The organism is Microbacterium bovistercoris (genome assembly GCF_003387575.1).
In the GTDB taxonomy this organism is placed as follows: domain Bacteria; phylum Actinomycetota; class Actinomycetes; order Actinomycetales; family Microbacteriaceae; genus Microbacterium; species Microbacterium bovistercoris.
In genome coordinates this window covers 38,008-61,445 of sequence record NZ_QUAB01000033.1, presented here as the reverse complement: position 1 = coordinate 61,445, position 23,438 = coordinate 38,008, and the positions used below count along the sequence as shown (strand labels likewise).

The following is a 23,438-nucleotide window of genomic DNA, read 5'->3' as shown; positions in this document are numbered from 1 at the left end:
CCCGTTCCTTGTTGACAACCGCCGTTCTTCCGTAGCCTCGCTGCAAGGCATCCGCCCGAAAGATCCCGATTCCACCCTGGGGGAACCTCATGTCCGCAGCAGACAACTGGCGTTTCGAGACCAAGCAGATCCACTCCGGTGCCGCACCCGACCCCGTCACCAAGGCACGTGCGACGCCGATCTACCAGACCACGTCATATGTCTTCGACAACGCCGACCATGCCGCGAACCTGTTCGCCCTGGCCGAGTTCGGCAACATCTACACCCGCATCCAGAACCCCACCCAGGATGTGCTCGAGCAGCGCCTCGCCGCGCTCGAGGGCGGCACCGGTGCACTGGTGCTCTCCAGCGGACAGGCCGCGTCGACCTTCGCCATCCTGAACATCGCCGAGGCAGGCGACCACTTCGTCGCCTCGAGCTCGATCTACGGCGGCACCTACAACCTGTTCAAGTACACGCTCGCCAAGCTCGGCATCGAGGTCACCTTCGTCGAGAACCAGGACGACATCGAGGAATGGCGACGCGCGGTGCGCCCGAACACCAAGCTGCTGTTCGCGGAGACCATCGGCAACCCGCAGATCAATGTGCTCGACATCCGCGCGGTCGCCGATGTCGCCCACGAGAACGGCGTGCCGCTGATCGTCGACAACACGATCGCCACTCCCTACCTGATCCGCCCCTTCGAGCACGGCGCCGACATCGTCGTGCACTCGGTGACCAAGTTCCTCGGCGGCCACGGGACCACCATCGGCGGCGTCGTCATCGACGGCGGCAAGTTCGAGTGGTCGAAGAACGTGGACAAGTTCCCGGGGCTCACCGTGCCGGACCCCTCGTACCACGGCGCCTCGTACACCGCGGCGGTCGGCGACTCGCTCGCCTACATCATCAAGGCCCGCGTGCAGCTGCTGCGCGACCTCGGGTCGGCGATCGCCCCGCAGAGCGCCTGGAACCTCATCCAGGGCGTGGAGACCCTGTCGCTGCGTGTCGAGCGCCACGTGCAGAACGCGCAGGAGATCGCCGAGTGGCTCGGGAACCACGACGACGTCGCCAGCGTGAACTACTCGGGCCTGCCGTCCTCGCCCTGGTACGCCACGGCGAACAAGTACGCCCCCAAGGGCGTCGGCGCCGTGCTCTCGTTCGAGCTCAAGGGCGGCGTGGAGGCCGGGCGCGAGTTCGTGAACAGCCTGACCCTTTTCAGCCACCTCGCGAACATCGGCGACGTGCGCTCGCTCGTCATCCACCCCGCCTCGACGACCCACGCTCAGCTCACCCCGGAGCAGCAGCTCACCGCCGGTGTCACGCCCGGTCTGGTGCGCCTGTCGGTGGGCCTCGAGAACCTCGAGGACCTCAGGGCCGATCTCGACCAGGCTCTCGCCGCCGCGCGCCGTGTGACCGAGGCCGCGCGAGCCTGACGCCTCCTCCGAAGGCAGCGGACACCCCGGACCGTCAGGTCCGGGGTGTCCGCGCGTCCAGGGGCGAGCGCAGGGACGTCGATGCCCAGCGCACGCTCCGCGGCATCCGCAGTGCGTAACGTGCCACCCTCGTACCCGATCTCACGGAAGAATGGATGCATGGACTGGCAGACGATCTCGGCAGACACGGTGCCCTCGCGGCGTGTGACCGAAGCGCAGTCCAGCATGATGCGCGCCCGCCCGCCGGTCACCGGCGCCTGGCGCGACGGAGACCCGGCCGGGGGCCGGCGGTTCACCGACCTCGGCGCCTTCCGCACCGAGAACGGCGCGGAGCTGCCCGCCATCCGCCTCGCCTGGGAGTCGTGGGGCGAGCTGAACGCCGCCCGCGACAACGCGATCCTCGTCCTGCACGCCCTCACCGGCGACAGCCATGTGCGCGGTGCCGCGGGCCCTGGGCATCCCACCGGCGGCTGGTGGGGCGATGTCGTCGATGCCGGCGGCCCGATCGACACCGACGAGTGGTTCGTCATCGCTCCGAACATGCTGGGCGGATGCCAGGGATCGACCGGCCCCGCGAGCATCGCGCCGAGCGGGCGCGAATGGGCGTCCCGATTCCCCTATCTGACGATCCGCGACCAGGTCGCCGCGCAGGTCAGGCTCGCGGATGCGCTGGGCATCGAGCGCTGGGCGGCCGTGATCGGCGGGTCGATGGGCGGGATGCACGCCCTGGAGTGGGCGGTGACCCATCCGTCCCGCGTCGAGCGGCTCGCGGTGCTGTCCTCTCCCCCGGTGACCACCGCGGATCAGCTGGCCCTGAACTTCGTGCAGCTCGAGACCGTGCGGATGGACCCGCGCTTCGACGGCGGCGAGTACTACGACGCCGCACTCGGCGACGGGCCGCACCGCGGCCTGGCGCTCGCCCGTCGCATGGCCCTGCTGAACTACCGCAGCCCGATCGAGCTGAACCAGCGGTTCCAGCGCTCGTGGCAGTCCGACCTGTCGCCGCTGGGTCGCGGTGGAAGGTTCGCTGTGGAGTCGTATCTCGACTTCCACGGCAACAAGTTCACCCGCCGCTTCGACGCGAACAGCTACCTGACGCTGGTCGAGGCGATGAACTCGCACGATGTGGGCCGTGATCGTGGCGGCGTCGAAGAGGCCCTGCACCGCGTCACCGCGAAGACGCTGGTGCTCGGCATCGACTCCGACCGGCTGTTCCCCGTCGACGGGCAGCAGCGCATCGCGCGCAGCATCCCGAACACGATCGACGACGGCGCCGTGGTGCTGACCAGCGACTTCGGCCACGACGGCTTCCTCATCGAGACCGATGACGTGGGCAGGCACCTGCGCCGCCTGCTCGAGGACTAGGCTGGTCCCGTGCTCGAACAGCAGCAGCGATTTCCGCGCCCCCGGCCTCATGGCCGCGGGGCCGTCGACGCGCGCTCGTAGCGCACCGGGTCTCCGCGGGTGGGCCGGGGGAAGCTCTCATCCTTCGCCAGCCCTTTCTTCCTGGAGACCTCCCATGTCGCACGCCGACCATCTCACCCCTGCCCAGCTCAGCCGCGCTCTGGAGATGCGCGATCTCACCGACCCGGCCCAGGGCGCCCACGCCCTGCAGACGCTCCTCGATTCCGTCGTCTCCGCCCTGACGGCCGGATGGGGAAGCACCGTGCGCTGTGTGCGCAACTCCCCTGTCGTGGCGGTGCGTGAGAACTACGACCGCCTCGGCTACGACCGCGGCGACGTCACCCGGGCGCGCCGCTACACCCGCTACGTCAGTCCCACCGTGATGCTGCGCAGCCACATGAGCGCCGAGCTCCCGACGGCACTCGAGGACTACGCCGGCCGAGACGAGGTCGACGAGCTGATCGTGGCGCCCGGCCTCGTCTACCGGCGCGACGCCGTCGATCGCACCCACGTCGGAGAGCCGCATCAGGTCGACCTCTGGCGCATCCGCAGCGCTCAGGACATCACCGACCAGGACATGCTCACGATGATCGGCAGCCTGGTGGACGCCGTGCTCCCCGGCGCCGAGTGGAAGACGACCGACGTGGTGCATCCCTACACGGTGGGCGGGCGTCAGATAGACGTGCTCCACGACGGAGAATGGCTCGAACTCGCCGAGTGCGGGCGCATCCATCCCGACGTGCTGCGCGGGTCGGGACTGGACCCGACCCGGTGGTCCGGTCTCGCTCTCGGAATGGGACTGGAACGCGCGCTGATGCTGCGCAAGGGCATCCCCGACATCCGCTACCTCCGTGCCTCGGACCCGCGGATCGCCACCCAGATGCTCGATCTCGAGCCCTGGAAGCACGTCTCTCCTCTGCCCGCCGTCCGGCGCGACATCTCCGTGGTCCTGGGAGCCGAGCACGACGAGGAGACGCTCGGCGACCGCGTCCGAGTCGCGCTCGGAGACGACGCGGACGTCGTCGAGTCCGTCGAGGTGCTCGGCCGCACCGCGCACGAGCATCTGCCCGAGACAGCGCGCTCCCGCCTCGGGACCGAGCTCGGTCAGGTGAACCTGCTGCTGCGCATCATCCTGCGCCCGATCGATCGCACCCTCACCGCGGATGAGGCCAACACGATCCGCAACACGATCTATCGCGCGGTGCACGAAGGGCCGGTGCTGGAGCTGATCTGACGGCCGCCCGCGGTCAGCCGCGCTCGTACGTCCAGGGCAGGCGCCCGGTCGCGATGCGGTTGCGCGCGCCCGGGCCGCCCGGATGCTCGGGGTGGTGCTCGTCGCCCTCCCAGAGGAACACCCGGCCGTCGGCGGTCTCGAGGATCCTCGTGCGCCGCATCTCGGGCGTACCCAGGGCCGCACGCGCGTCGGCGACCGTGCGATGCGGCAGCAGTCCGTGCAGGGTCACCCAGGTGGGCGGCCAGAGCAGCAGCTCGCCCTCGGCCTGCAGGCGGAGGGCGCCCTCCGGCGTCGTCCAGACCGCCCGCTCGATCTCGCCGGGATTCACGCGGACCTCGTCGCCGTCCTCCTCGGCGAGGAAGAACCACGTGCGGATGCGCTTGGGCACCTCGTGCGGCGGCTCCCAGCACGAGATCGTGACGAGATCGCGGATGCGGATGCCGGCCTCCTCGGCGGTCTCCCGCACGGCAGCGGCTCGCGCCCGCTCGATCTCGTCGTCGCCGAGATCGTCGGACTCGACCCTGCCGCCCGGGAACACCCACGAACCGGCGAACGACCCGCGGTCCGGACGGAGCAGCAGCAGCGCCTGCATCCCCTCCGGTGCATCCCTCAGGACGACGGCGGTGCCCGCCACCGGCAGGCCGGTCTCGAACTCAGCGCTGTGCGGCATCCTCGATCGCCGCCTCGAGCCGCTCGATCTTGCCATCGATCTCGCCGCTGTGGCCCGGCCGGATGTCGGCCTTCAGCACCAGCGAGACGCGTGAGCCGAACGGCATGACCGCCTCCGTGGCACGCTTGACGACGTCCATGACCTCGTCCCACTCGCCCTCGACCTCGGTGAACATCGACGAGGTGCGGTTGGGCAGACCTGAGTCGCGGACCACCTGCACGGCTGCGGCGACCGCGCCGTGCACGGAGGCGTCGGGGTTCTCGGCCCCGTCACGGGGTGCGCCGCTCGGTGCGACGGAGAAGGCGATGAGCATGGGAGTACCTCTTCTGTTGATGATCAGCGGGAACGAGCCTCGGCGGGCACGCGCAGCAGCGAGGCGACACCGACTGCGGCCAGGATGACGAGCAGGATGTTGCGGATACTGAGCAGCAGCACCGGCAGCGGCTCCGCCCGCAGCAGGGCGTCATAGGAGAGCGGGTAGACGAGGAAGGTGAGAGCGCACAGACCGAGCACCAGCAGCGCCGGCGTCGCTGCGCGGGCACGGTCCAGGACCACCCAGAGGATGACCGGCGCGATCAGCCAGGTCTGGAACTGCGGCGATCCGACCTTGTTTGTGACGATCAGCACGGTCACCAGCGTCAGTGCGAGCGGCGGGAACAGCCTCTGCCAGGCCGCCCCACGCGCTGCCTTCATCGCGCCGAGCACGGCCACCGAGACCACGGCGAGCACCATCAGCGGAGTGAGTACGGCCGAGATCACGTCGGCACCCGGTGCCTCGATCTGGAACGTGAGGATGTCGAAGCTGTAAGCGATCGACGCCTTGCCTGCGAGCGCCAGCCACAGGAACGGGGTCGCCGCGACCGCTTCGATCTGCAGACCGCGGCCGGTCTGCTGGCCGAGGAAGCCGAACAGCTCGCGGTCGGCGCCGAGCAGGAACAGCAGGACGACGATCCCTGCAGTGACCGCGGCCGCCGTGAGCAGGATCCGCATCCGCTGCTTCACGGCGATGACGGCCGCCAGCACGAGTGCGGCGGGCCAGATCTTGATCCAGGCCCCCACCGTCAGCAGGGCGGCTCCGATCGCGGGTCGGGTGGCGAGCCAGAGCCCGCCGATGACGGCGAGGGGCACGGTGACGGTGTCGAGCCGGTACATCGCGATCGGCCCGAGCAGCAGCAGCGCGCCGCACCAGAACCATCCCGCGACGCGGCGCCTATGCGTGCGCCCACGGCCGACGAGCACGGCGAAGCCGACGAGGTCGAGCACGGTGACCAGCACCGCCCACGCGATGAGGTACGCGCCCAGCGCGCCCAGCGACCCCACCAGCGGCGTCGCCAGCAGGTGCGCGAGGATCATCGGGATGAGGGCGAGCTGCGGGTACACCCACGGTTCGGTGACGCCCACGATCGCCCCGCCGGTGAGCGCGGAGTGGGACCAGGGCTGATAGACCAGCACGACGTCGCCCATCGGCTGACTCGGCAGCACCCAGCCGAACCACGCGACGATCACATGCACGAGGACGAAGGTCGACCAGAGCGCGATCGTGCCCGGGCGGAGGCGAGCCCGCATCATGCGAGCAGCTCCGCCACCGCGAACGGCAGCGCTTCCGCGACCTCCAGCGCGACGATCGGATGCCCGACCGCGCCGCCTTCGGCGCCCGCGGCGATCGTCGCCGCCCGGCCGTGCAGCCACGCAGCCGATGCCGCGACCTCGGCGGGCGCGGCATCGGGGTTGGCGGCGAGGAGGGCGCCGAGCGCACCGCCCAGCACGTCTCCCGAACCCGCCGTCGCCAGCCAGCCCGGTGCGTTCGCGATCACGATCGCCTCGCCGTCGGGCGCGCAGACGAGTGTGCGCGCCCCCTTCAGCAGCACGGTGCAGGACAGCAGCGACGCGACCTCCGCCGCCTGCGCGGCACGTCCCGCAGCATCGCCCCGGGCATCGTTCTGCAGCTCGAGCCGCTCACGCAGTCGGGCGAACTCCCCTGCGTGCGGCGTGATGACCATCGGCGCGGTTCCCTCGCGGACGAGGTCGAGCGCTCCGGCATCCACCACGACCGGCGCCTCCCCGGCGAGGATGCCGCGCAGGGCGCGCTCCTCGTCGTACCCGCGCGCCGACACCGCGGACGGGCCGGCGTCCGCGCGGGGTGCGCCAGGCAGCGGCACGGCGTCGGTGACGGCGGGGACCCCTCGCCCGGCGCCGCCGACGCGAGAGCCGCCGTCGGTGCCGGAGCCGATGACCCAGGCGTCCACGTGTGCGCCGGCGTCCGCGCCGATCACCGTCTCGGGGCGGCGTGCGAGCACGATGTCGATCGCGGGTCCGGCGTAGCGCACGAATCCGCATCCGATCCGCCAGGCGCCCTCGACGCCGAGCACCGCGGCGCCGGGGTACCTGGCCGATCCCGTGCGCAGGGCGACGACACCGCGGGAGCGCTTGTCGTCGTCGGCACCGGGTGCGCGCAGGAAGCGCGCCGCATCCGCACCGGTCCACTCACGCATGACTCCACGTTAGCGCGCGGTCCGGACAGCGATAGGTTCGGAGCGTGAGCCTGCTGTTCTCCCCCATGACCCTCCGTTCCGTCACCCTGCGCAACCGGCTGTGGGTGTCGCCGATGTGCATGTACTCGGCCGTGGACGGCATGCCGGGAGACTGGCATCACGTGCACCTGCCGCAGTTCGCGGACGGCGGCGCCGGGCTGATCGTCGCCGAAGCGACAGCCGTGGTGCCGGAGGGCCGGATCTCTCCGCACGACACCGGACTCTGGAACGACGCGCAGCGCGATGCGTGGGCGCCGATCGTGCGCAGCATCCGGGATCGCGGCGCACACGCCGGCATCCAGCTCGCACACGCCGGCCGCAAGGCGTCGACGTGGTGGCCATGGGCCGACGAGCGCGGCTCGGTACCCGCCTCGGAGGGCGGCTGGCAGACGGTCGCGCCGTCGGCGATCGCCTTCGAGGGCTTCGCCGAGCCCACGGCACTGGATGCAGCGGGCATCGACGCCGTCGTCACCGGGTTCGCCGACGCGGCGCGCCGAGCGCTGGATGCCGGCTTCGAGGTGCTCGAGGTGCACGGCGCGCACGGTTACCTGCTGCACCAGTTCCTCTCGCCGCTCTCCAATCATCGCGACGATGAATACGGCGGCAGCCTGGAGAACCGGGCCCGGCTGCTGCTGCGTGTCATCGACGCGGTGCGAGAGGTGTCGGGAGAGGGCGTCCCGCTGTTGGTGCGCATCTCGGCGACCGACCACGCCGAGGGCGGATTCGTCCCTGAGGAGGCCGCTCTCGTCGGCGGCTGGGCGATCGAACACGGCGCCGACCTCATCGACGTTTCCAGCGGCGGGCTGGTGCTGCATCAGCAGATCGAGCTGTATCCGGGCTACCAGGTGCCGCTGGCCGAGACCGTGCGGCAGGGCGGACGCGTCGCCACCACCGCGGTCGGCCTGATCACCGTGGCCGAGCAGGCCGAGCAGGTCCTCGCGACGGGAGCGGCCGACGCCGTGTTCGCCGGCCGCGAGTGGCTGCGCGACCCGCATTTCGGCCTGCGGGCAGCGCATCAACTCGGCGCCGACATCGCCTGGCCGCCGCAGTACCAGCGCGCCCGCTGGCACTGATCCCGCATCCTGATGCCGCCGGCGAAGCGCCGGCGGCATCAGGAGTCAGCGGCCGTGGCCGCGACGTGTGGCGTCCTGCACCTCTCCGACGAGCTCCTCGATGATGTCCTCCAGGAACAGCACCGCGGTGGTCTCTCCGTTGCGGTCGCGCACCCGTGCCAGGTGCCGTCCGGCGCGGCGCATCGCCGTCAGCGCATCCTCGAGGTCGGTGTCCTCCTGCACGGGGACCATGTGGTGGATCCGCTTCGCAGGCACCGGCACGGTGGCACGCTCTGCGGCATCCGGCCCCTCGGCGGCACGCAGTACGTCCTTGAGGTGGACGTAACCGGCGGGCTGGCCCTCGTCGTCGACGATCACATAGCGCGAGAATCCGTAACGGGCCACGGCACGCTCGATCTCGTCGGGCGTCGTGTGCTGCGGCAGGGTGACCAGGTCGCCCAGTGCCACGGCGACGTCGCGCGCCTTCTTGTCGGTGAACTCGACGACGGCGGCCACGGTGCCCGCGTTGTCGGTCAGGACCCCCTCCCGACGGGACTGGTCCACGATCGTGGCCACCTCGTCGAGGGTGAAGGTCGAGGCCGCCTCGTTCTTCGGCTCCACCCGGAACAGGCGCAGCACGCCGTTGGCCGCGGCGTTGAGGAACCAGATCACCGGCATGAAGAGCTTCGAGACCCATACCAGCGGCGTCGCGAGCAGCAGTACGGCGCGGTCAGGCAGCGAGAACGCGAGGTTCTTCGGCACCATCTCGCCGAACACCACGTGCAGGAACGAGACCAGCACCAGCGTGATGACGAAAGCCGTGACGTCGACCACCGCGGCCGTCCAGCCCAGCGCCTCCATCGGCACGGCGAGCAGGTGATGGATCGCCGGCTCGGAGACGTTCAGGATCAGCAGCGAGCAGATCGTGATGCCCAGCTGCGAAGTGGCGAGCATGAGCGTCGCGTGCTCCATCGCGAACAGCGCGGTCTTCGCCGGCCGCGATCCCTTCTCGGCGAGCGGCTCGATCTGCGATCGGCGTGCGGAGATCACGGCGAACTCCGCACCGACGAAGAAGGCGTTGCCGAGCAGCAGCACGACCAGCCAGACCAGTCCAGCCCAATCGCTCATCGCTCGTCCTCCTGCTCATCGGACACCGGGTCGGGCGTGAAGCGAAGGCGATCGATGCGGCGCCCGTCCATGCGCACGACATGCAGCACGCCGTGGTCGGTGCGCACCTCGTCGCCGACGACGGGAACCCGCTCAAGCAGACTCATGACGAATCCGGCGACGGTGTCGTAGACGTCGCCCTCGGGGACGGCGATACCGGTCCGCGCGAGCAGTTCGTCGGGGCGCAGCTCGCCGGGGAAGGTGATGGAGTCCTGGCGGCGGACGATACCGGCGCGCGTGCGGTCGTGCTCATCCGAGACCTCGCCGACGATCTCCTCCACGAGATCCTCCAGCGTCACGAGGCCCGCCGTGCCGCCGTACTCGTCGACGACGATCGCCAGCTGGTACCCCTTGGCGCGCAGCTCGGCGATCAGGGCGTCGAGGTGCACGGTCTCGGGCACACGCAGCGGCTCGGTCGACAAGGCGCCGACAGGCACTTCGGCGCGCCGCTCGCGCGGCACTCCGACCGCGGCCTTCAGATGGACGATGCCGGTGATGTCGTCGAGGTCGTCTCCGAACACGGGGAACCGACTGTGTCCGGTGCGCCGGGCGAGTTGGATCACGTCGTCGGCGCTGTCGGATGCCGCGAGCGCATGCATGCTCGGCCGCGCGGTCATGATGTCGCCGGCGGTGAGGCGGGCGAACGTCAGACTGCGGTCGAGCAGGGTCGCGGTGTCCTCCTCGAGCACGCCCGCGCTGGCGGAGCGTCGCACCAGCGAGGACAGCTCCTCCGCGCTGCGCGCGCCGGAGAGCTCCTCCTTGGGCTCGACCCCCATCGACCGCAGCACCGCGTTCGCGCTGCCGTTGAGCACCACGATGGCGGGTTTGAACACCGCGGTGAAGGCCGTCTGGAACGGGATCACGAGTTTCGCGGTGGCCAGCGGCAGAGCGAGAGCGAAGTTCTTCGGCACGAGTTCGCCGAGGATCATCGACAGCAGCGTGGCGAAGACCATCGCCACCACGACCGCGATCGGCCGCACCGCGGCCTCGGGAACGCCCCAGCCGGTGAGCACGGGAGCGAGCAGGTTCGAGATCGCCGGCTCCATCGTGTAACCGGTCAGCAGCGTGGTCAGAGTGATGCCCAGCTGCGCCGACGACAGGTGCGTGGAGGTGATCTTCAGCGCCCGGATGGTGAGTCCGAGGCGCGTCTCGCCACGGGCCTGCCGCGCCTCGAGCTCTGCGCGGTCGAGATTGACCAGGGAGAACTCGCTGGCCACGAACAGGCCGGTGCCGATCGTGAGGAGGAGCCCCACGCCCAACAGGATGTAATCCATCAACTGATCCCCTCCGAGAGGAGGAGCGGGCGGTGGGGCGAGGGACTGCAAGAAGGAGGGTCGTCCATTGTGCGCACGATTCTACAGACTCCGGCTGTGCTCGTGCCCGTTCACCAGCTGACCGGCAGCGCCTTGCCCTCCTCGTAGCCGGCGGCGGACTGCAGGCCGACCAGCGCGCGCTCGTGGAACTCTGGCACGGTGGCCGCTCCCGCGTAGGTGAACGACGAGCGGATGCCGGAGGTGATCATGTCGAGCAGGTCCTCGATGCCGGGGCGCAGCGGGTCGAGGTAGATCCTCGACGAGGAGATCCCCTCGGCGAACAGCTCCTTGCGCGCCCGCTCGTAGGAGTCGAGGCGGCCGAACCTGGCCTGCACGGCCTTCGTCGAGGCCATGCCCCAGGACTCCTTGAACACCCGCCCCTCGGCGTCGTGCTGCAGCTCGCCCGGCGCCTCGATGGTGCCGGCGAACCAGGAGCCGACCATGACGGATGCCGCACCGGCGGCGAGCGCGAGGGCGACGTCGCGCGGGTAGCGCACTCCCCCGTCGGCCCAGACGTGCGCACCGACCTGGCGGGCCGCCTCTGCGGTCTCGAGCACGGCGGAGAACTGCGGGCGTCCGACCGCGGTCATCATGCGCGTCGTGCACATCGCACCGGGCCCGACGCCCACCTTGAGGATCGAAGCACCGGCCGCCACGAGATCCGAGACCCCGTCGGCGGTGACGATGTTGCCCGCGACGATCGGGATGCCGAGGCCCAGCCCCGCCACCACGGAGAGCGCACGCAGCATCCCCTCCTGGTGCCCGTGGGCGGTGTCGACCACCAGCACATCCACGCCCGCGGACGCGAGCGCCTTCGCCTTCTCCGCGACGTCGCCGTTGATGCCGACCGCCGCGGCGACCGCGAGGCGCCCTGCGGCGTCTACGGCGGGGCGGTACAGGTTCGAGCGCAGCGCCGTGCGACGGCTGAGCGTCCCCACCAGGTGCCCGTGGTCGATCACGAGCGCCATCTCGGCGTCCAGCGCATCGACGGCGTCGAAGGCCGCCCGCCCCTCCCCCACGGTCTCGGCGTCGATCGCAGGGGCGTGCGCGTGCACGAGGTCGCCGAGTGCGGCATCCGGCAGCGCGGTCGCGAGGCGGGTCGCAGGAAGGATGCCGGAGATCTGCTCGATGCCCAGACGGTCGTCCCCTGACGGAGGCGCGACGACGATCCCGTGCCCCTCGGTCGGCGGAAGCAGCCGCAGCGCATCGGCGACGGTCGCCGAAGGCGGGAGCACGAGCGCGGTGTCCCAGCGCACCGGCTGGCGCTTGACCCAGCGGATCGCCGCGTCGAGCTCCTGCAGCGGCAGGTCCTGCGGCAGCACGCCGAGTCCGCCGCGCCTGGCGAGGGCCGCGGCCAGTCGAGGTCCGGTCACCGAGTTCATGTTCGAGGCGACCAGCGGGATGGTCGCCGGGGTGCCGTCCGAGGGCGCCAGATCCACCTGCAGCCGGCTGGTGATGTCCGAGCGCCGCGGCACCAGGAACACGTCCGAATACGTGAGGTCGACCATGGGCCGTTCGCCTGCAAACTCCATGTGGTCAACGGTACCGGCTGAGGCGGCGCGGCGGCGGTCTCCGATCATGCGTTCACGCAGGGAATGGCATTAGGCTTGAACCCCGTAACGTGTGCGGGTCTGCCCTGATCCGCGCATCAGACATTCAGCGATGAAAGAGGGCGATCGAGCGTGGCGAACCAGGTGACCGGCGTCGGCGGCGACGGGGGGTTCGGAGCCAATTCGTGGCTCGTGGACGAGCTCTACGAGCAGTTCAAGAAGGACCGCAACTCCGTCGACAAGGAGTGGTGGCCGATCCTGGAGAACTACCAGCCGGATGCCGCTGCCGCGGCGCCCGTGCCCACCACGACGGCTCCCGTGACGGCGCCCATCCCCGTGATCGGCGCACAGCCGGTCGCGCGCACGACGGCGAAGCCCGCGAGGCAGGCACCCGTTCCGGCACAGGCGCCCAAGCCGCAGGCCAAGGCCGCGGAAGATGCGCCCGCCGTCGATGAGGACACGGTCACGCCGCTGCGCGGCATGCCGAAGACCCTCGCGGCGAACATGGACCAGTCGCTCTCGGTCCCGACGGCGACCAGCGTGCGCACCGTCCCGGCCAAGCTCATGATCGACAACCGCATCGTGGTCAACAACCACATGGCGCGCACCCGCGGCGGCAAGATCAGCTTCACGCACCTCATCGGCTGGGCGCTCATCCAGACGCTCAAGGAGTTCCCCAGCCAGAACGTGTTCTACGCCGAGGTCGACGGCAAGCCGTCGGTCGTGGCGCCCGCGCACGTCAACCTCGGTATCGCGATCGACATCCCCAAGCCGGATGGCACGCGCGCGCTGCTCGTGCCGAGCATCAAGCGCGCCGACACGATGAGCTTCCACGAGTACCTCTCCGCGTACGAGGACCTCGTGTCCCGCGCCCGCGGCAACAAGCTCACCGCGGCGGACTTCGCCGGCACGACCGTCTCGCTCACCAACCCCGGCGGTATCGGCACCGTCCACTCGGTGCCGCGTCTGATGAAGGGCCAGGGCTGCATCATCGGCGCCGGCGCCCTCGAGTACCCCGCCGAGTTCCAGGGCTCCAGCGAGAAGACGCTCGCCGAGCTCGGCATCGGCAAGACCATCACGCTGACCAGCACCTACGACCACCGTGTCATCCAGGGCGCAGGCTCCGGCGAGTTCCTCAAGAAGGTGCACGAGCTGCTCATCGGGCAGCGCGGCTTCTACGACGACATCTTCGCGGCGCTGCGCATCCCGTACGCGCCGATCCGCTGGAACTCCGACATCGCCGTCGACCTGGCCGAGCGCGTCGACAAGCAGGCTCGCGTGCAGGAGCTCATCAACTCCTTCCGCGTGCGCGGCCACCTCATGGCCGACATCGACCCGCTGGAGTACGTGCAGCGCACCCACCCCGACCTCGAGATCGAGAACCACGGCCTGACGTTCTGGGACCTGGACCGCGAGTTCGTGACCGGTGGTTTCGGCGGCAAGCGCCAGATGAAGCTGCGCGACATCCTCGGCGTGCTGCGCGACTCGTACTGCCGCACCGTCGGCATCGAGTACATGCACATCCAGGACCCGGAGCAGCGCCGGTGGTTCCAGGAGAAGCTCGAGGTCAAGTACGTCAAGCCCGGCCACGACGAGCAGCTCAGGGTGCTCCGAAAGCTGAACGAGGGCGAGGCGTTCGAGACGTTCCTGCAGACGAAGTTCGTCGGCCAGAAGCGGTTCTCGCTCGAGGGCGCCGAGTCGCTCATCCCGCTGCTGGACGAGATCCTGCAGGGTGCGGCGGCCGCCGGGCTCGACGGCGCCGCGATCGGCATGGCCCACCGCGGCCGGCTGAACGTGCTCACCAACATCGCAGGCAAGACCTACGGCCAGGTGTTCCGCGAGTTCGAGGGTTCGCTTACCCCGGGCAACCAGCGCGGATCCGGCGACGTGAAGTACCACCTCGGCACCGAGGGCACCTTCGTGTCCGAGGACGGCGACGAGCTGCCGGTGTACCTGGCGGCCAACCCGTCTCACCTGGAGACCGTCGACGGCGTGCTCGAGGGCATCGTCCGCGCGAAGCAGGACCGCAAGCCGATCGGCACCTTCGCCTGGCTTCCGATCCTGGTGCACGGAGACGCCGCGTTCGCCGGCCAGGGTGTGGTCGTGGAAACCCTGCAGATGTCGCAGCTGCGCGGCTACCGCACCGGCGGCACCGTGCACGTCGTGGTCAACAACCAGGTCGGGTTCACCACCCTGCCGAACGACTCGCGCACGTCCGTCTACGCGACGGACGTCGCCAAGACCATCCAGGCGCCGATCTTCCACGTGAACGGCGACGACCCCGAGGCCGTCATCCACGTCGCACAGCTCGCGTTCGAGTATCGCGAGCGGTTCCACCGCGACGTCGTGGTCGACCTGGTCTGCTACCGCCGCCGCGGTCACAACGAGGGCGACGACCCGTCGATGACCCAGCCGCTGATGACCGACCTCATCCAGGCCAAGCGCTCGGTGCGCAAGCTGTACACCGAGGCCCTCGTCGGACGAGGCGATATCACCGAGGAGGAGTACGACGAGGCGAAGGCCGACTTCCAGAACCGACTGGAGATCGCGTTCGCCGAGACGCACGCCGCGGAGACCGGCGCCACACCGATCGCCCCGGAGCTCACCCCGGTCGACGACCGGGTCGGCGCTCCCGAGGTCACCGGGGTCTCCGATGAGATCATCCGCCTCATCGGCGACGCCCACGCGAACAAGCCCGAGGGCTTCACCGTGCACCCGAAGCTGCAGCAGGCACTCGACAAGCGCGTCGAGATGAGCCGTTCCGGCGGCATCGACTGGGGCTTCGGCGAGCTGCTCGCGTTCGGCTCGCTGCTGCTCGAGGGCACCCCGGTCCGCCTGGCCGGTCAGGACTCGCGTCGCGGCACGTTCGTGCAGCGTCACGCCGTGCTGCACGACCGCCAGAACGGCCAGGAGTGGCTGCCGCTGACGAACCTGTCCGACAGCCAGGGCCGTTTCTTCGTCTACGACTCGCTGCTCAGCGAGTACGCCGCACTCGGCTTCGAGTACGGCTACTCGGTCGAGGACACCGAGGCGCTCGTGCTCTGGGAGGCGCAGTTCGGCGACTTCGTCAACGGTGCGCAGTCCGTCATCGACGAGTACATCTCGGCAGCCGAGCAGAAGTGGGGCCAGCAGTCCAGCGTCACCCTGCTGCTGCCGCACGGCTACGAGGGTCAGGGCCCGGACCACTCCTCCGCGCGCATGGAGCGCTTCCTGCAGCTGTGCGCGCAGGAGAACATGACCGTGGCGCGTCCCTCGACGCCCGCCTCGTACTTCCACCTGCTGCGTCGTCAGGCCTATGCCCGTCCGCGCAAGCCGCTGATCGTCTTCACCCCGAAGGCCATGCTGCGTCTGCGCGGCGCGACCAGCGCGGTGGAGGACTTCACGCAGGGCCGATTCGAGCCGGTCATCGACGACGCGCGTCAGCTCGACCGCGCCGCCGTGAAGCGCGTGCTGGTGCACTCCGGAAAGGTGCACTGGGACCTGCGCAGCGAGCTCGACAAGAACCCGAACCCCGAGGTCGCTCTGGTCCGGCTCGAGCAGCTGTACCCGACTCCGATCGACGAGCTCAAGGCGATCACCGACAGCTACCCGAACGCCGAGCTGGTGTGGGTGCAGGAGGAGCCGGAGAACCAGGGCGCCTGGCCGTTCCTGGCCCTCGCGTTCGCTGATGTGCCCGGTCCGCGCCAGTTCCGCGCGGTGAGCCGTCCGGCGTCGGCGTCGCCCGCGACCGGCTCCTCGAAGGTGCACGCCGTCGAGCAGGCCGAGCTGCTGAAGGCCGCGCTCACCCTGAACTGATCCGCATATCGCGAAGACGGATGCCGCTCCTCCTGAGGGGCGGCATCCGTCGTCTCAGGCGCCGCGCCGTCGGCGCACGACCGAGACGACGACGGCGGCGGCCGCGAGCAACAGGGGAACCACCAGCGCGATGCCGGCCAGCGGCAGCAGCAGGGTGGTGAGCACCACCGCGACCACGGCGAACCGGTGCCCGGCGGTCCCTCTCGGCAGCAGCCTGACGGCGGCGATCATGCCGATCACATAGATCGCGACCATGCTCGCGGTGTGGATCAGGATGAACGGCTGCAGTTGACCCCCTGTGGCCAGCGCCGCGCAGAAGTACAGCATGACGACGAAGCCGGTGAGCAGCAGGGCACGGCGTGGTACCCGGCCGTTCTCGACCCCTTTCGCGAACCAGCCCGGCAGGTCGCCGGCGGATGCCAGGGAGGCGCCCAGCTTCGCGAACGCGGCGAGATACACGTTCATCACGCCCAGGGCGACGATGCCCGCCGCCGCGCCGATCAGCATCGGCGCACCAGGCAGGTCGCCTGCGCGGGCGAGGTCGAGGAGCACGACGTCGCCCTCCCCGGCTCGTGGGCCGAGAGCGCCGACGGTGACGATCTGCAGCACCAGGTAACCGGCGCCGGAGAGCACCAGGGTGACCGTTGTGGCGATGGGGATGGTGCGACGCGGCCGGCGGAACTCGCCCGAGATGTGCGTGCCGACCTCCCAGCCGAGGGCGATCACGGGGACGGCCGCCTCGTCGATGCCGAGGACGGTGGCCACGTAGCGTGCCCCGAGGAGCGCGACGACGCAGCCGCCCGCGGCGACGCCGAACATGAACCAGTAGCCGGCTGCTCTGGCCGCTGTGGGACCGAGCGTGCGGCGGGCGTAGGCCGCGACACCGCCGGGATCGGGATGACGGGCGGCCAGCGCGGCGAAAGCGCCCGCGAGCGGGATCGCGAGCAGCGTCACCGCCGCGACCGACAGGATGCTCGCCGGCCCCGCTGTCTGCGCGGCGAGGCCGGGCAGCACGAGCAGACCGGTGCCGAGCACGGAGGCCAGGTACAGCGCGATCCCCGGCAGCAGGCCGAGACGACCGCCGACGAGTCCTGCAGGATGCGTCGCGATCGGCGCAGGTTCCCGGATGCTCACCCGCTCACGCTAGCGCCGGGATCCGACATCCCGGCACGCTCGTGAACCGGCGGACGAGGATTGTCCGGATTGCTCCGCAGACCGTCGGTATCGCTCCGGTCGGCTTCCCCGACGCTCAGTACCAGATGCCGAGCAGCGGGGCTCGGCCGGATCGCAACGCCCGGCTCAGAGCCCCGATGACCCTCGCGTCGCCGCGCACCCGCCCGGCCGCCGCGAGCTGCGCCAACGGCACACCCCCGGCATAGGCGGCGGACAGGTCGGCGACCCCGAGCGTGACGTCGGGGTCCGCGTCGGAGGGCAGCACCGAGGCGACGCCGTCGGCGCCGATGCGGACCTGCCAGGTGCCCGCCGCGAACCCGTACTGATCCTCGACCTGCACGACCGCTTCTGCAGGACCCTCGTACCGGCGCGCCTCCAGCGCGGCAGGCACGTCGAGGATGCGCAGCCAGCCATGGTCGTGGACCGTCAGCTCGACGGCGCGCTGATCCGCCACGAGGTGCACGATCGGGTCATCGATCGGGCGCAGATCGACCTCGACGCGGGTGACCAGATCGTGGTTCACGGCGAAGCCCCACAGCGCGCGCATCGCCTCATCGGTCTGGGCTGCGAGGTGTGCGATCTTCAGGACGCTGCGGAAGGTGCCCGGCTGGTCGGCCATGGAATACGCCATGACGCCGCGGAGCTCGCCGTCGGCGTCGAGATACCGCACGCCGCGCGCCCCCGCGTTCTTCTTGCCCTCCTCGGCGGCGAGTCCGGCCATCGTCTTCCAGCGCGTCTCCCAACCGGGGATCTGCCCCGACCGGTTCGCACGGGACCGCTCGTGCACCTCTCCGAGATCGCTCGCCAGCTGCTCGCCGGCGACGTACTCGAGGCGTCCCTCCTCGCGGGGGCCGGCCCATCCGGCACGCCCCGTGTCGATCGCGATCCGCGCGGCAGGAATGGCCGCCCCGAAGCCGTAGCGGCCGTAGATGGTCGCCTCGCTGACGGTCAGGCCGGCGATCGGCACGCCGGTAGCGACGGCGGCGCGAAGCTCGCCCTCGAGAAGGTTCCGCGCGATCCCACGGCGACGGTGGGTCGCCGCGACAGTGACGACGCTGATCGCCCACATGGGGATCTGTCCGCCCGGCACAGTCGCCGGAGCGACCCAGGAGTTCAACGTCGCGACCGGCAGGGCGTCCGCGGCGGCACCGGTCTCATAGACGCCGACGTTGCGACGGGCCTTCCACGTCTCGGCTGTCCAGGTGATCTCATCATCCGTGGCAGCGGGACCGAGGAACCCGCGGTTCACGGCCTGGGTGAAGGCGCCCGCCGCCACCGGATCGTCCATGCCCACGAGCCGGTAGTCGAACCCCGCCTCCTCGAGACGGGTGGCCGACAGAGGGTCTGCGGGGATGGAACGCGCGTCGATGAGGGTCACCGACTCAGACTATCGACCTCCGCCGACACGGAGGCGACCAGGCCGGTCAGTGCGCCGCGGCGGTGCGCAGACGTGCGAGGACCTGGTCGCGCAGCTCCTCGGGAGCTGCCTCCTTGCATGCCCGCGCCACGACCTCTGTCAGGGTCGTGGCGACGAGTGCCTCGTCCCGGCAGGACGGGCAGTTGTCCAGGTGCTCGCGGATCTCGCCCTCGGAGGTCTTGCAGACCTCGGAGCGCAGGTACTCCTCCAGGTCGCGACGCGCCTTCTCACAGCCGCAGTCCGTCATTTCGTGCTCCTCGTTCCGGCCGCGGCGATCCCTCGCTCGGCGGCATAGTCAGCCAGCAGCTCCCGAAGCATGCGCCTGCCGCGGTGCAGGCGGCTCATCACGGTGCCGATGGGCGTCTTCATGATGTCGGCGATCTCCTGGTAGGAGAACCCCTCGACATCGGCCAGGTACACGGCGAGGCGGAAGTCCTCGGGCACCTGCTGCAGCGCGTCCTTGACGACGGATGCCGGCATCCGGTCGATCGCCTCGGCCTCGGCCGAGCGACTGCGTGATGCGGTCGTGGACTCCGCCCCGCCGAGCTGCCAGTCCTCGAGCTCGTCGATCGTGCCCTGGAACGGCTCGCGCTGCTTCTTGCGGTAGATGTTGATGTACGTGTTCGTCAGGATGCGGTACAGCCACGCCTTCAGGTTCGTGCCCTGCGAGAACGTCGCCCACGATCCGTACGCCTTGACGAAGGTCTCCTGCACGAGGTCGGCCGCGTCGGCCGGATTGCGCGTCATGCGCATGGCAGCGGCGTAGAGCTGATCCATGTACGGGATCGCCTGCTCCTCGAAGTCGCGTCGAGGGTCGCGCGCTGCAGCGTCGTCAGAAGAGGTGTCGTCCATCACCGGCCAGTCTAGGCCGGTGGCCCACGGGTCCACGATGGCGATGTCGTCGCGCTCCAGAGTGGCGATCATCCGCCCCTCCTCTCCGATCACGTCGGGGCTGTTCACTAAGGTTGGAACCGATGAGCGCTGCAAGGTATTCCACCTCCCCCGCGACGGGCCGCTATTCCGCACCGGTCGCCGACGGACCTGTCGTCGCGACCGTCACGATTCCCGGCTCGAAGTCGCTGACCAACCGCGAACTGGTCATCGCCGCGATCGCCGACGGCCAGGGCCGCCTGCTGCGTCCGCTGCACTCGGACGACTCCCGTCGCATGATCGAGGCGCTGCGCGCACTCGGCGTCGGCATCGAGGAGGTCGAGGGCGACGGCGAGTTCGGTCCCGACCTCGAGGTGACCCCGGCGCCGCTGACCGGCGGCAGAGAGATCGACTGCGGGCAGGCGGGCACGGTGATGCGCTTCATCGCGCCCCTCGCCGGTCTCGCCACAGCAGACGTGCCGCTCACCGCGCACGAGAGCGCGCTGCACCGCCCGATGGGCGCCATGATCCACGCGCTGCGCGACCTCGGCGTGGACATCGACGACGAGGGCACCTGGTCTCTGCCCTTCACCGTGCGCGGTCACGGGCACATCCGCGGCGGGCGCGTCGAGATCGACGCCTCGGAATCGAGCCAGTTCGTCTCCGGGCTCCTGCTCGCCGCGCCGAAGTTCGACGTCGGGCTGCATCTGGTGCACACCGGCGAGCACCTGCCGAGCCTGCCTCACATCGACATGACCATCGAGGCCCTGAGCACCCGCGGCATCCGCATCGAACGGCCCGCCGTCGGCGAATGGCTGGTCGAGGCGGGCGTGCCTCGCGCGAAGCAGATCGCCATCGAGCCCGACCTGTCGAACGCCGCGCCCTTCCTCGCCGCTGCGCTGGTGACAGGCGGCGAGGTCTCGATGACCGGCTGGCCGCTGCACTCCACGCAGCCGGGCGCGCTGCTCCCCGACATCCTGCGGGCGATGGGCGCGCACGTGATCCGTCACTCGGGTGTGCTCACCGTGCGCGCCGGTGAAGGCATCCGCGGTCTCGATCTCGACCTGTCGGCGGCGAGCGAACTCACCCCGACGATCGTGGGTATCGCGGCCTTCGCCGACGGCCCCACCACGATCCGCGGCGTCGCCCACATCCGTGGCCATGAGACCGACCGCATCGCGGCGCTCGTCGGCAATCTGCGCGCCCTCGGCGGCGAGATCGAGGAGCTGCCCGACGGCATGCGGATCACCCCGGTCCCGCTGCACGGCGGCGAGTGGCCCGCGCACCACGATCACCGGATGGCGACCACCGGCGCGCTGATCGGGCTGCGGGTGCCCGGCGTCGAGATCGACGAGATCGGCACCACCGCGAAGACGCTGCCCGAGTTCGCGCAGCTCTGGGAGCGGATGCGCGAGGGCACCGGGGCACGGGAGGGCGCAGACGCGTGAGCTGGCTGGGCGCTGACGACGACGATGACGAGTTCGACGACTTCGACGAGTCCGACGTGCGGGTGCGCCCGAATCCGAAGGCCAACAGGCCCCGCACCAAGCGCCGCCCCGCCCATGAGGACGCCTCGATCGGCCGCGTGCTCGGCGTCGACCGAGGCCGGTACAGCGTGCTGGTCGACGAGGACACCGATGACGAGCATCTGATCACCGCCGCACGTGCCAGAGAGCTCCGCAAGAAGCCCATCGTCACCGGCGACCGCGCCCGCGTCGTGGGCGACCGATCCGGCGACGAGGGCACCCTCGGCCGCATCGTCGGCATCGAGGAGCGCACCTCGCTGCTGCGGCGCAGCGCGGACGACACCGACCAGGTCGAGCGGGTCATCGTCGCGAACGCCGACCAGATGCTGGTCGTGGTCGCCGCCGCCGACCCCGAGCCGCGCGAGCGTCTGGTCGATCGCTACCTCGTCGCGGCGCTGGATGCCGGCATCCGCCCCCTCCTCGTCGTGACCAAGACCGATCTCGCCGATCCGTCGTCCTTCCTCGCGCACTTCGACGGGCTGGACGACCTGCGTGTGTTCACCAGCGCCAGGGGGCAGATGCCCGTCGAGGAGATCGGGGCGGCTCTGGTGGGGCACTCCACGGTCTTCGTCGGGCACTCCGGAGTCGGCAAGTCCACGCTGGTGAACGCGCTCGTGCCCACCGCTGGGCGGGCCACGGGGCACGTCAACGAGGTCACGGGCCGCGGCCGGCACACCTCGTCGTCCACGGTCTCGCTGCGCTACCACGGCGATACCGGACGCGGGTGGGTGATCGACACCCCCGGCGTGCGATCCTTCGGGCTGGGGCACGTCGATCCGGTGAACATCCTCGCCGCGTTCACCGAGCTCGCGGCGATCGCCGAGGACTGCCCGCGGGGCTGCACCCATCTGCCGGACGCCCCCGACTGCGCGCTGAACGAGGCCGCGGCGTCGGGCGAGCTGGGCGAAGCGGGGCGCGCTCGCCTGGACTCCCTGCAGCGACTGCTGCAGACGTTCGGCTGAGCGGCCGGCGCGCAGCCGCCGATAGGCTGGGGGCATGACTGCGACGCGCCTCGAGCCGGGCACCCCGGCCCCCGACTTCTCCCTGCTCGACCAGGACGGGAAGACCGTCTCGCTCGTGGATCTGCGCGGCCGGAAGGTCGTGCTCTACTTCTACCCCGCCGCGATGACCCCCGGGTGCACCACGCAGGCGTGCGACTTCCGCGACAGCATCTCGTCGCTGCAGGGCGCCGGGTACACCGTGGTCGGCGTCTCCCGCGACGAGCCGGCGAAGCTGAAGAAGTTCCAGGAACGCGACGGGCTCACGTTCGAGCTGCTCAGCGACCCGGATCACGCCGTGCACGCCGCCTACGGCACGTGGGGCGAGAAGATGAACTACGGCAAGGTCGTCGAGGGCGTCATCCGCTCGACCTTCGTGCTGGACGAGGACGGCGTCATCACGCTCGCGCAGTACAACGTCAAGGCCACCGGTCACGTCGCGCGACTGCGCAAGACGCTCGGCATCGACGGCTGATCAGCCCCTGCCCTGCAGCCGCGGGCCACCCGGACGACCGGTGCGCGATGCGAGGATCAGCAGCACGAGGCACACCGCGCCGGGGATCCCGACGGCGATGGTGAACGGCCACGGAACGGGGCTGAGGGTGAGCGAGGACAGCGCCAGCGCGATCGCCAGCACCTGGAACACGACCGCACCGGAGCGGGCCCACGAGATGCCGCGCAGCACCCCGATCGCGAAGAGCACGAGCCCGGCCGCGACCAGCAGGGTGAGCACGATCAGGCCGATGCCCGCGGGGGTGGACATGACGTTGCCCGCGCCGAGCTGAACGAGCTCGATGATCGAGACGATGCCGAGGGCAAGACCCTCCGCGACGAGCAGGATCGCAGCGAGGACGGCGGAACGGGATGCGCGCACGAGCACTCCTGGGGAATCGGATGTCAGAAAACCCTTGATTTCGCGGTTTCCATGTAACAGAATAGACAAAGCCATGTGCTCCCACAGCGGCGTGGGGCGAGCATTCGCTCGCATCTCACCAGGGTAGCGGACCCCCGAACCGCCGCCCGCATCGAGTGTCGCAAACCGCGTGCTCGAACCAGATCCCATACCGAGGAGCCCCCATGGATTGGCGCGACAAAGCCGCCTGCCTGACCGTCGACCCCGAGCTGTTCTTCCCCGTCGGGAACACCGGTCCCGCCGTCGACCAGATCGAGAAGGCGAAGGCCGTCTGCGCCACCTGCACCGTCACCGAGATCTGCCTGCAGTACGCCCTCGAGACCGGACAGGACTCGGGCGTGTGGGGCGGCCTCTCCGAGGACGAGCGCCGCGCCCTCAAGCGCCGCGCCGCTCGCGCACGTCGCGCAGGCTGA

21 protein-coding genes are annotated in these 23,438 nt (G+C 70.3%); 9 read left to right on the top strand and 12 right to left on the bottom strand.

Annotation, left to right across the window (positions count from 1 at the left end):
* Positions 1-89: 89 nt before the first annotated feature.
* From DY023_RS05570 to srmL, 3 genes are all read left to right on the top strand, one after another.
* Positions 90-1,412 carry a bifunctional o-acetylhomoserine/o-acetylserine sulfhydrylase gene (locus tag DY023_RS05570; RefSeq protein ID WP_116241349.1) on the top strand — a complete coding sequence of 441 codons (1,323 nt, stop codon included), beginning with the start codon at positions 90-92 and terminating at the stop codon, positions 1,410-1,412.
* A 159-nt stretch (positions 1,413-1,571) separates the two neighbouring features.
* Positions 1,572-2,777 carry a homoserine O-acetyltransferase MetX gene (gene metX / locus DY023_RS05565; protein WP_116241348.1) on the top strand — a complete coding sequence of 402 codons (1,206 nt, stop codon included), beginning with the start codon at positions 1,572-1,574 and terminating at the stop codon, positions 2,775-2,777.
* Between the two features lie 154 nt (positions 2,778-2,931).
* Complete coding sequence (gene srmL / locus DY023_RS05560) at positions 2,932-4,050, top strand: PheS-related mystery ligase SrmL (RefSeq protein ID WP_116241347.1); 1,119 nt, start codon at positions 2,932-2,934, stop codon at positions 4,048-4,050.
* A gap of 13 nt (positions 4,051-4,063) precedes the next feature.
* Here srmL and DY023_RS05555 read toward each other — a convergent pair whose 3' ends face one another.
* From DY023_RS05555 to DY023_RS05540, 4 genes are read right to left on the bottom strand one after another with little or no spacing between them, the layout of a single operon-like run.
* Complete coding sequence (locus tag DY023_RS05555; protein WP_116241346.1) at positions 4,064-4,720, bottom strand: NUDIX domain-containing protein; 657 nt, start codon at positions 4,718-4,720, stop codon at positions 4,064-4,066.
* Entirely contained in the window at positions 4,704-5,033 is a 330-nt protein-coding gene (locus DY023_RS05550) for a thiamine-binding protein (RefSeq protein WP_116241345.1), read from the bottom strand. The genes DY023_RS05555 and DY023_RS05550 overlap by 17 nt, the downstream gene beginning before the upstream one ends.
* A gap of 23 nt (positions 5,034-5,056) precedes the next feature.
* Positions 5,057-6,289 carry a hypothetical protein gene (locus DY023_RS05545; protein ID WP_245958607.1) on the bottom strand — a complete coding sequence of 411 codons (1,233 nt, stop codon included), beginning with the start codon at positions 6,287-6,289 and terminating at the stop codon, positions 5,057-5,059.
* On the bottom strand, positions 6,286-7,212 hold the full coding sequence (locus DY023_RS05540) for an ADP-dependent NAD(P)H-hydrate dehydratase (RefSeq protein ID WP_116241344.1): 927 nt from the start codon (positions 7,210-7,212) through the stop codon (positions 6,286-6,288). The genes DY023_RS05545 and DY023_RS05540 overlap by 4 nt, the downstream gene beginning before the upstream one ends.
* Before the next feature lie 44 nt (positions 7,213-7,256).
* On the opposite strand from DY023_RS05540, the gene DY023_RS05535 reads away from it, so the two are divergent.
* Positions 7,257-8,324 (top strand): NADH:flavin oxidoreductase/NADH oxidase, encoded by a 1,068-nt coding sequence (locus DY023_RS05535; protein ID WP_116241343.1) that lies wholly within the window; start codon positions 7,257-7,259, stop codon positions 8,322-8,324.
* Between the two features lie 45 nt (positions 8,325-8,369).
* Here DY023_RS05535 and DY023_RS05530 read toward each other — a convergent pair whose 3' ends face one another.
* The 3 genes from DY023_RS05530 to guaB1 all read right to left on the bottom strand — a co-directional run bounded on the left by DY023_RS05530 (position 8,370) and on the right by guaB1 (position 12,315).
* Entirely contained in the window at positions 8,370-9,431 is a 1,062-nt protein-coding gene (locus DY023_RS05530) for a hemolysin family protein (protein WP_116241342.1), read from the bottom strand.
* Complete coding sequence (locus DY023_RS05525; RefSeq protein ID WP_116241341.1) at positions 9,428-10,744, bottom strand: hemolysin family protein; 1,317 nt, start codon at positions 10,742-10,744, stop codon at positions 9,428-9,430. Before DY023_RS05525 ends, DY023_RS05530 begins: the two co-directional genes overlap by 4 nt.
* Before the next feature lie 110 nt (positions 10,745-10,854).
* Positions 10,855-12,315, bottom strand: a complete 1,461-nt coding sequence (gene guaB1 / locus DY023_RS05520) for a GMP reductase (protein ID WP_116241445.1) — start codon at positions 12,313-12,315, stop codon at positions 10,855-10,857.
* A 150-nt stretch (positions 12,316-12,465) separates the two neighbouring features.
* On the opposite strand from guaB1, the gene DY023_RS05515 reads away from it, so the two are divergent.
* On the top strand, positions 12,466-16,128 hold the full coding sequence (locus tag DY023_RS05515) for a multifunctional oxoglutarate decarboxylase/oxoglutarate dehydrogenase thiamine pyrophosphate-binding subunit/dihydrolipoyllysine-residue succinyltransferase subunit (protein ID WP_116241340.1): 3,663 nt from the start codon (positions 12,466-12,468) through the stop codon (positions 16,126-16,128).
* A gap of 54 nt (positions 16,129-16,182) precedes the next feature.
* Here DY023_RS05515 and DY023_RS05510 read toward each other — a convergent pair whose 3' ends face one another.
* The 4 genes from DY023_RS05510 to DY023_RS05495 all read right to left on the bottom strand — a co-directional run bounded on the left by DY023_RS05510 (position 16,183) and on the right by DY023_RS05495 (position 19,642).
* Positions 16,183-17,262: an APC family permease gene (locus DY023_RS05510; protein ID WP_245958606.1), complete on the bottom strand. Its 1,080-nt coding sequence runs from the start codon at positions 17,260-17,262 to the stop codon at positions 16,183-16,185.
* A gap of 115 nt (positions 17,263-17,377) precedes the next feature.
* Complete coding sequence (locus DY023_RS05505) at positions 17,378-18,679, bottom strand: GNAT family N-acetyltransferase (RefSeq protein ID WP_116241339.1); 1,302 nt, start codon at positions 18,677-18,679, stop codon at positions 17,378-17,380.
* 46 nt (positions 18,680-18,725) lie between these two features.
* The gene (locus DY023_RS05500; protein WP_116241338.1) at positions 18,726-18,965 is read right to left on the bottom strand and encodes a zf-HC2 domain-containing protein; all 240 of its coding nucleotides are present in this window, start codon (positions 18,963-18,965) and stop codon (positions 18,726-18,728) included.
* On the bottom strand, positions 18,962-19,642 hold the full coding sequence (locus tag DY023_RS05495) for a sigma-70 family RNA polymerase sigma factor (protein ID WP_181905731.1): 681 nt from the start codon (positions 19,640-19,642) through the stop codon (positions 18,962-18,964). Before DY023_RS05495 ends, DY023_RS05500 begins: the two co-directional genes overlap by 4 nt.
* A 50-nt stretch (positions 19,643-19,692) precedes the next feature.
* On the opposite strand from DY023_RS05495, the gene aroA reads away from it, so the two are divergent.
* The 3 genes from aroA to bcp are packed head-to-tail and all read left to right on the top strand — an operon-like array spanning position 19,693 to position 22,587.
* On the top strand, positions 19,693-21,036 hold the full coding sequence (aroA, locus tag DY023_RS05490) for a 3-phosphoshikimate 1-carboxyvinyltransferase (RefSeq protein ID WP_116241337.1): 1,344 nt from the start codon (positions 19,693-19,695) through the stop codon (positions 21,034-21,036).
* A complete protein-coding gene (gene rsgA / locus DY023_RS05485; protein WP_116241336.1) occupies positions 21,033-22,076 on the top strand; it encodes a ribosome small subunit-dependent GTPase A in 1,044 nt (347 codons plus the stop codon). Before aroA ends, rsgA begins: the two co-directional genes overlap by 4 nt.
* A 34-nt stretch (positions 22,077-22,110) precedes the next feature.
* Positions 22,111-22,587 (top strand): thioredoxin-dependent thiol peroxidase, encoded by a 477-nt coding sequence (gene bcp, locus DY023_RS05480; protein ID WP_116241335.1) that lies wholly within the window; start codon positions 22,111-22,113, stop codon positions 22,585-22,587.
* Here bcp and DY023_RS05475 read toward each other — a convergent pair whose 3' ends face one another.
* On the bottom strand, positions 22,588-22,986 hold the full coding sequence (locus DY023_RS05475; RefSeq protein WP_116241442.1) for a hypothetical protein: 399 nt from the start codon (positions 22,984-22,986) through the stop codon (positions 22,588-22,590). It abuts the gene before it with no gap.
* Positions 22,987-23,189: 203 nt separating this feature from the next.
* Between DY023_RS05475 and DY023_RS05470 the strand changes: the two genes are divergently transcribed.
* Positions 23,190-23,438, top strand: coding sequence for a WhiB family transcriptional regulator (locus DY023_RS05470; protein WP_116241334.1), 249 nt, complete (start codon positions 23,190-23,192; stop codon positions 23,436-23,438).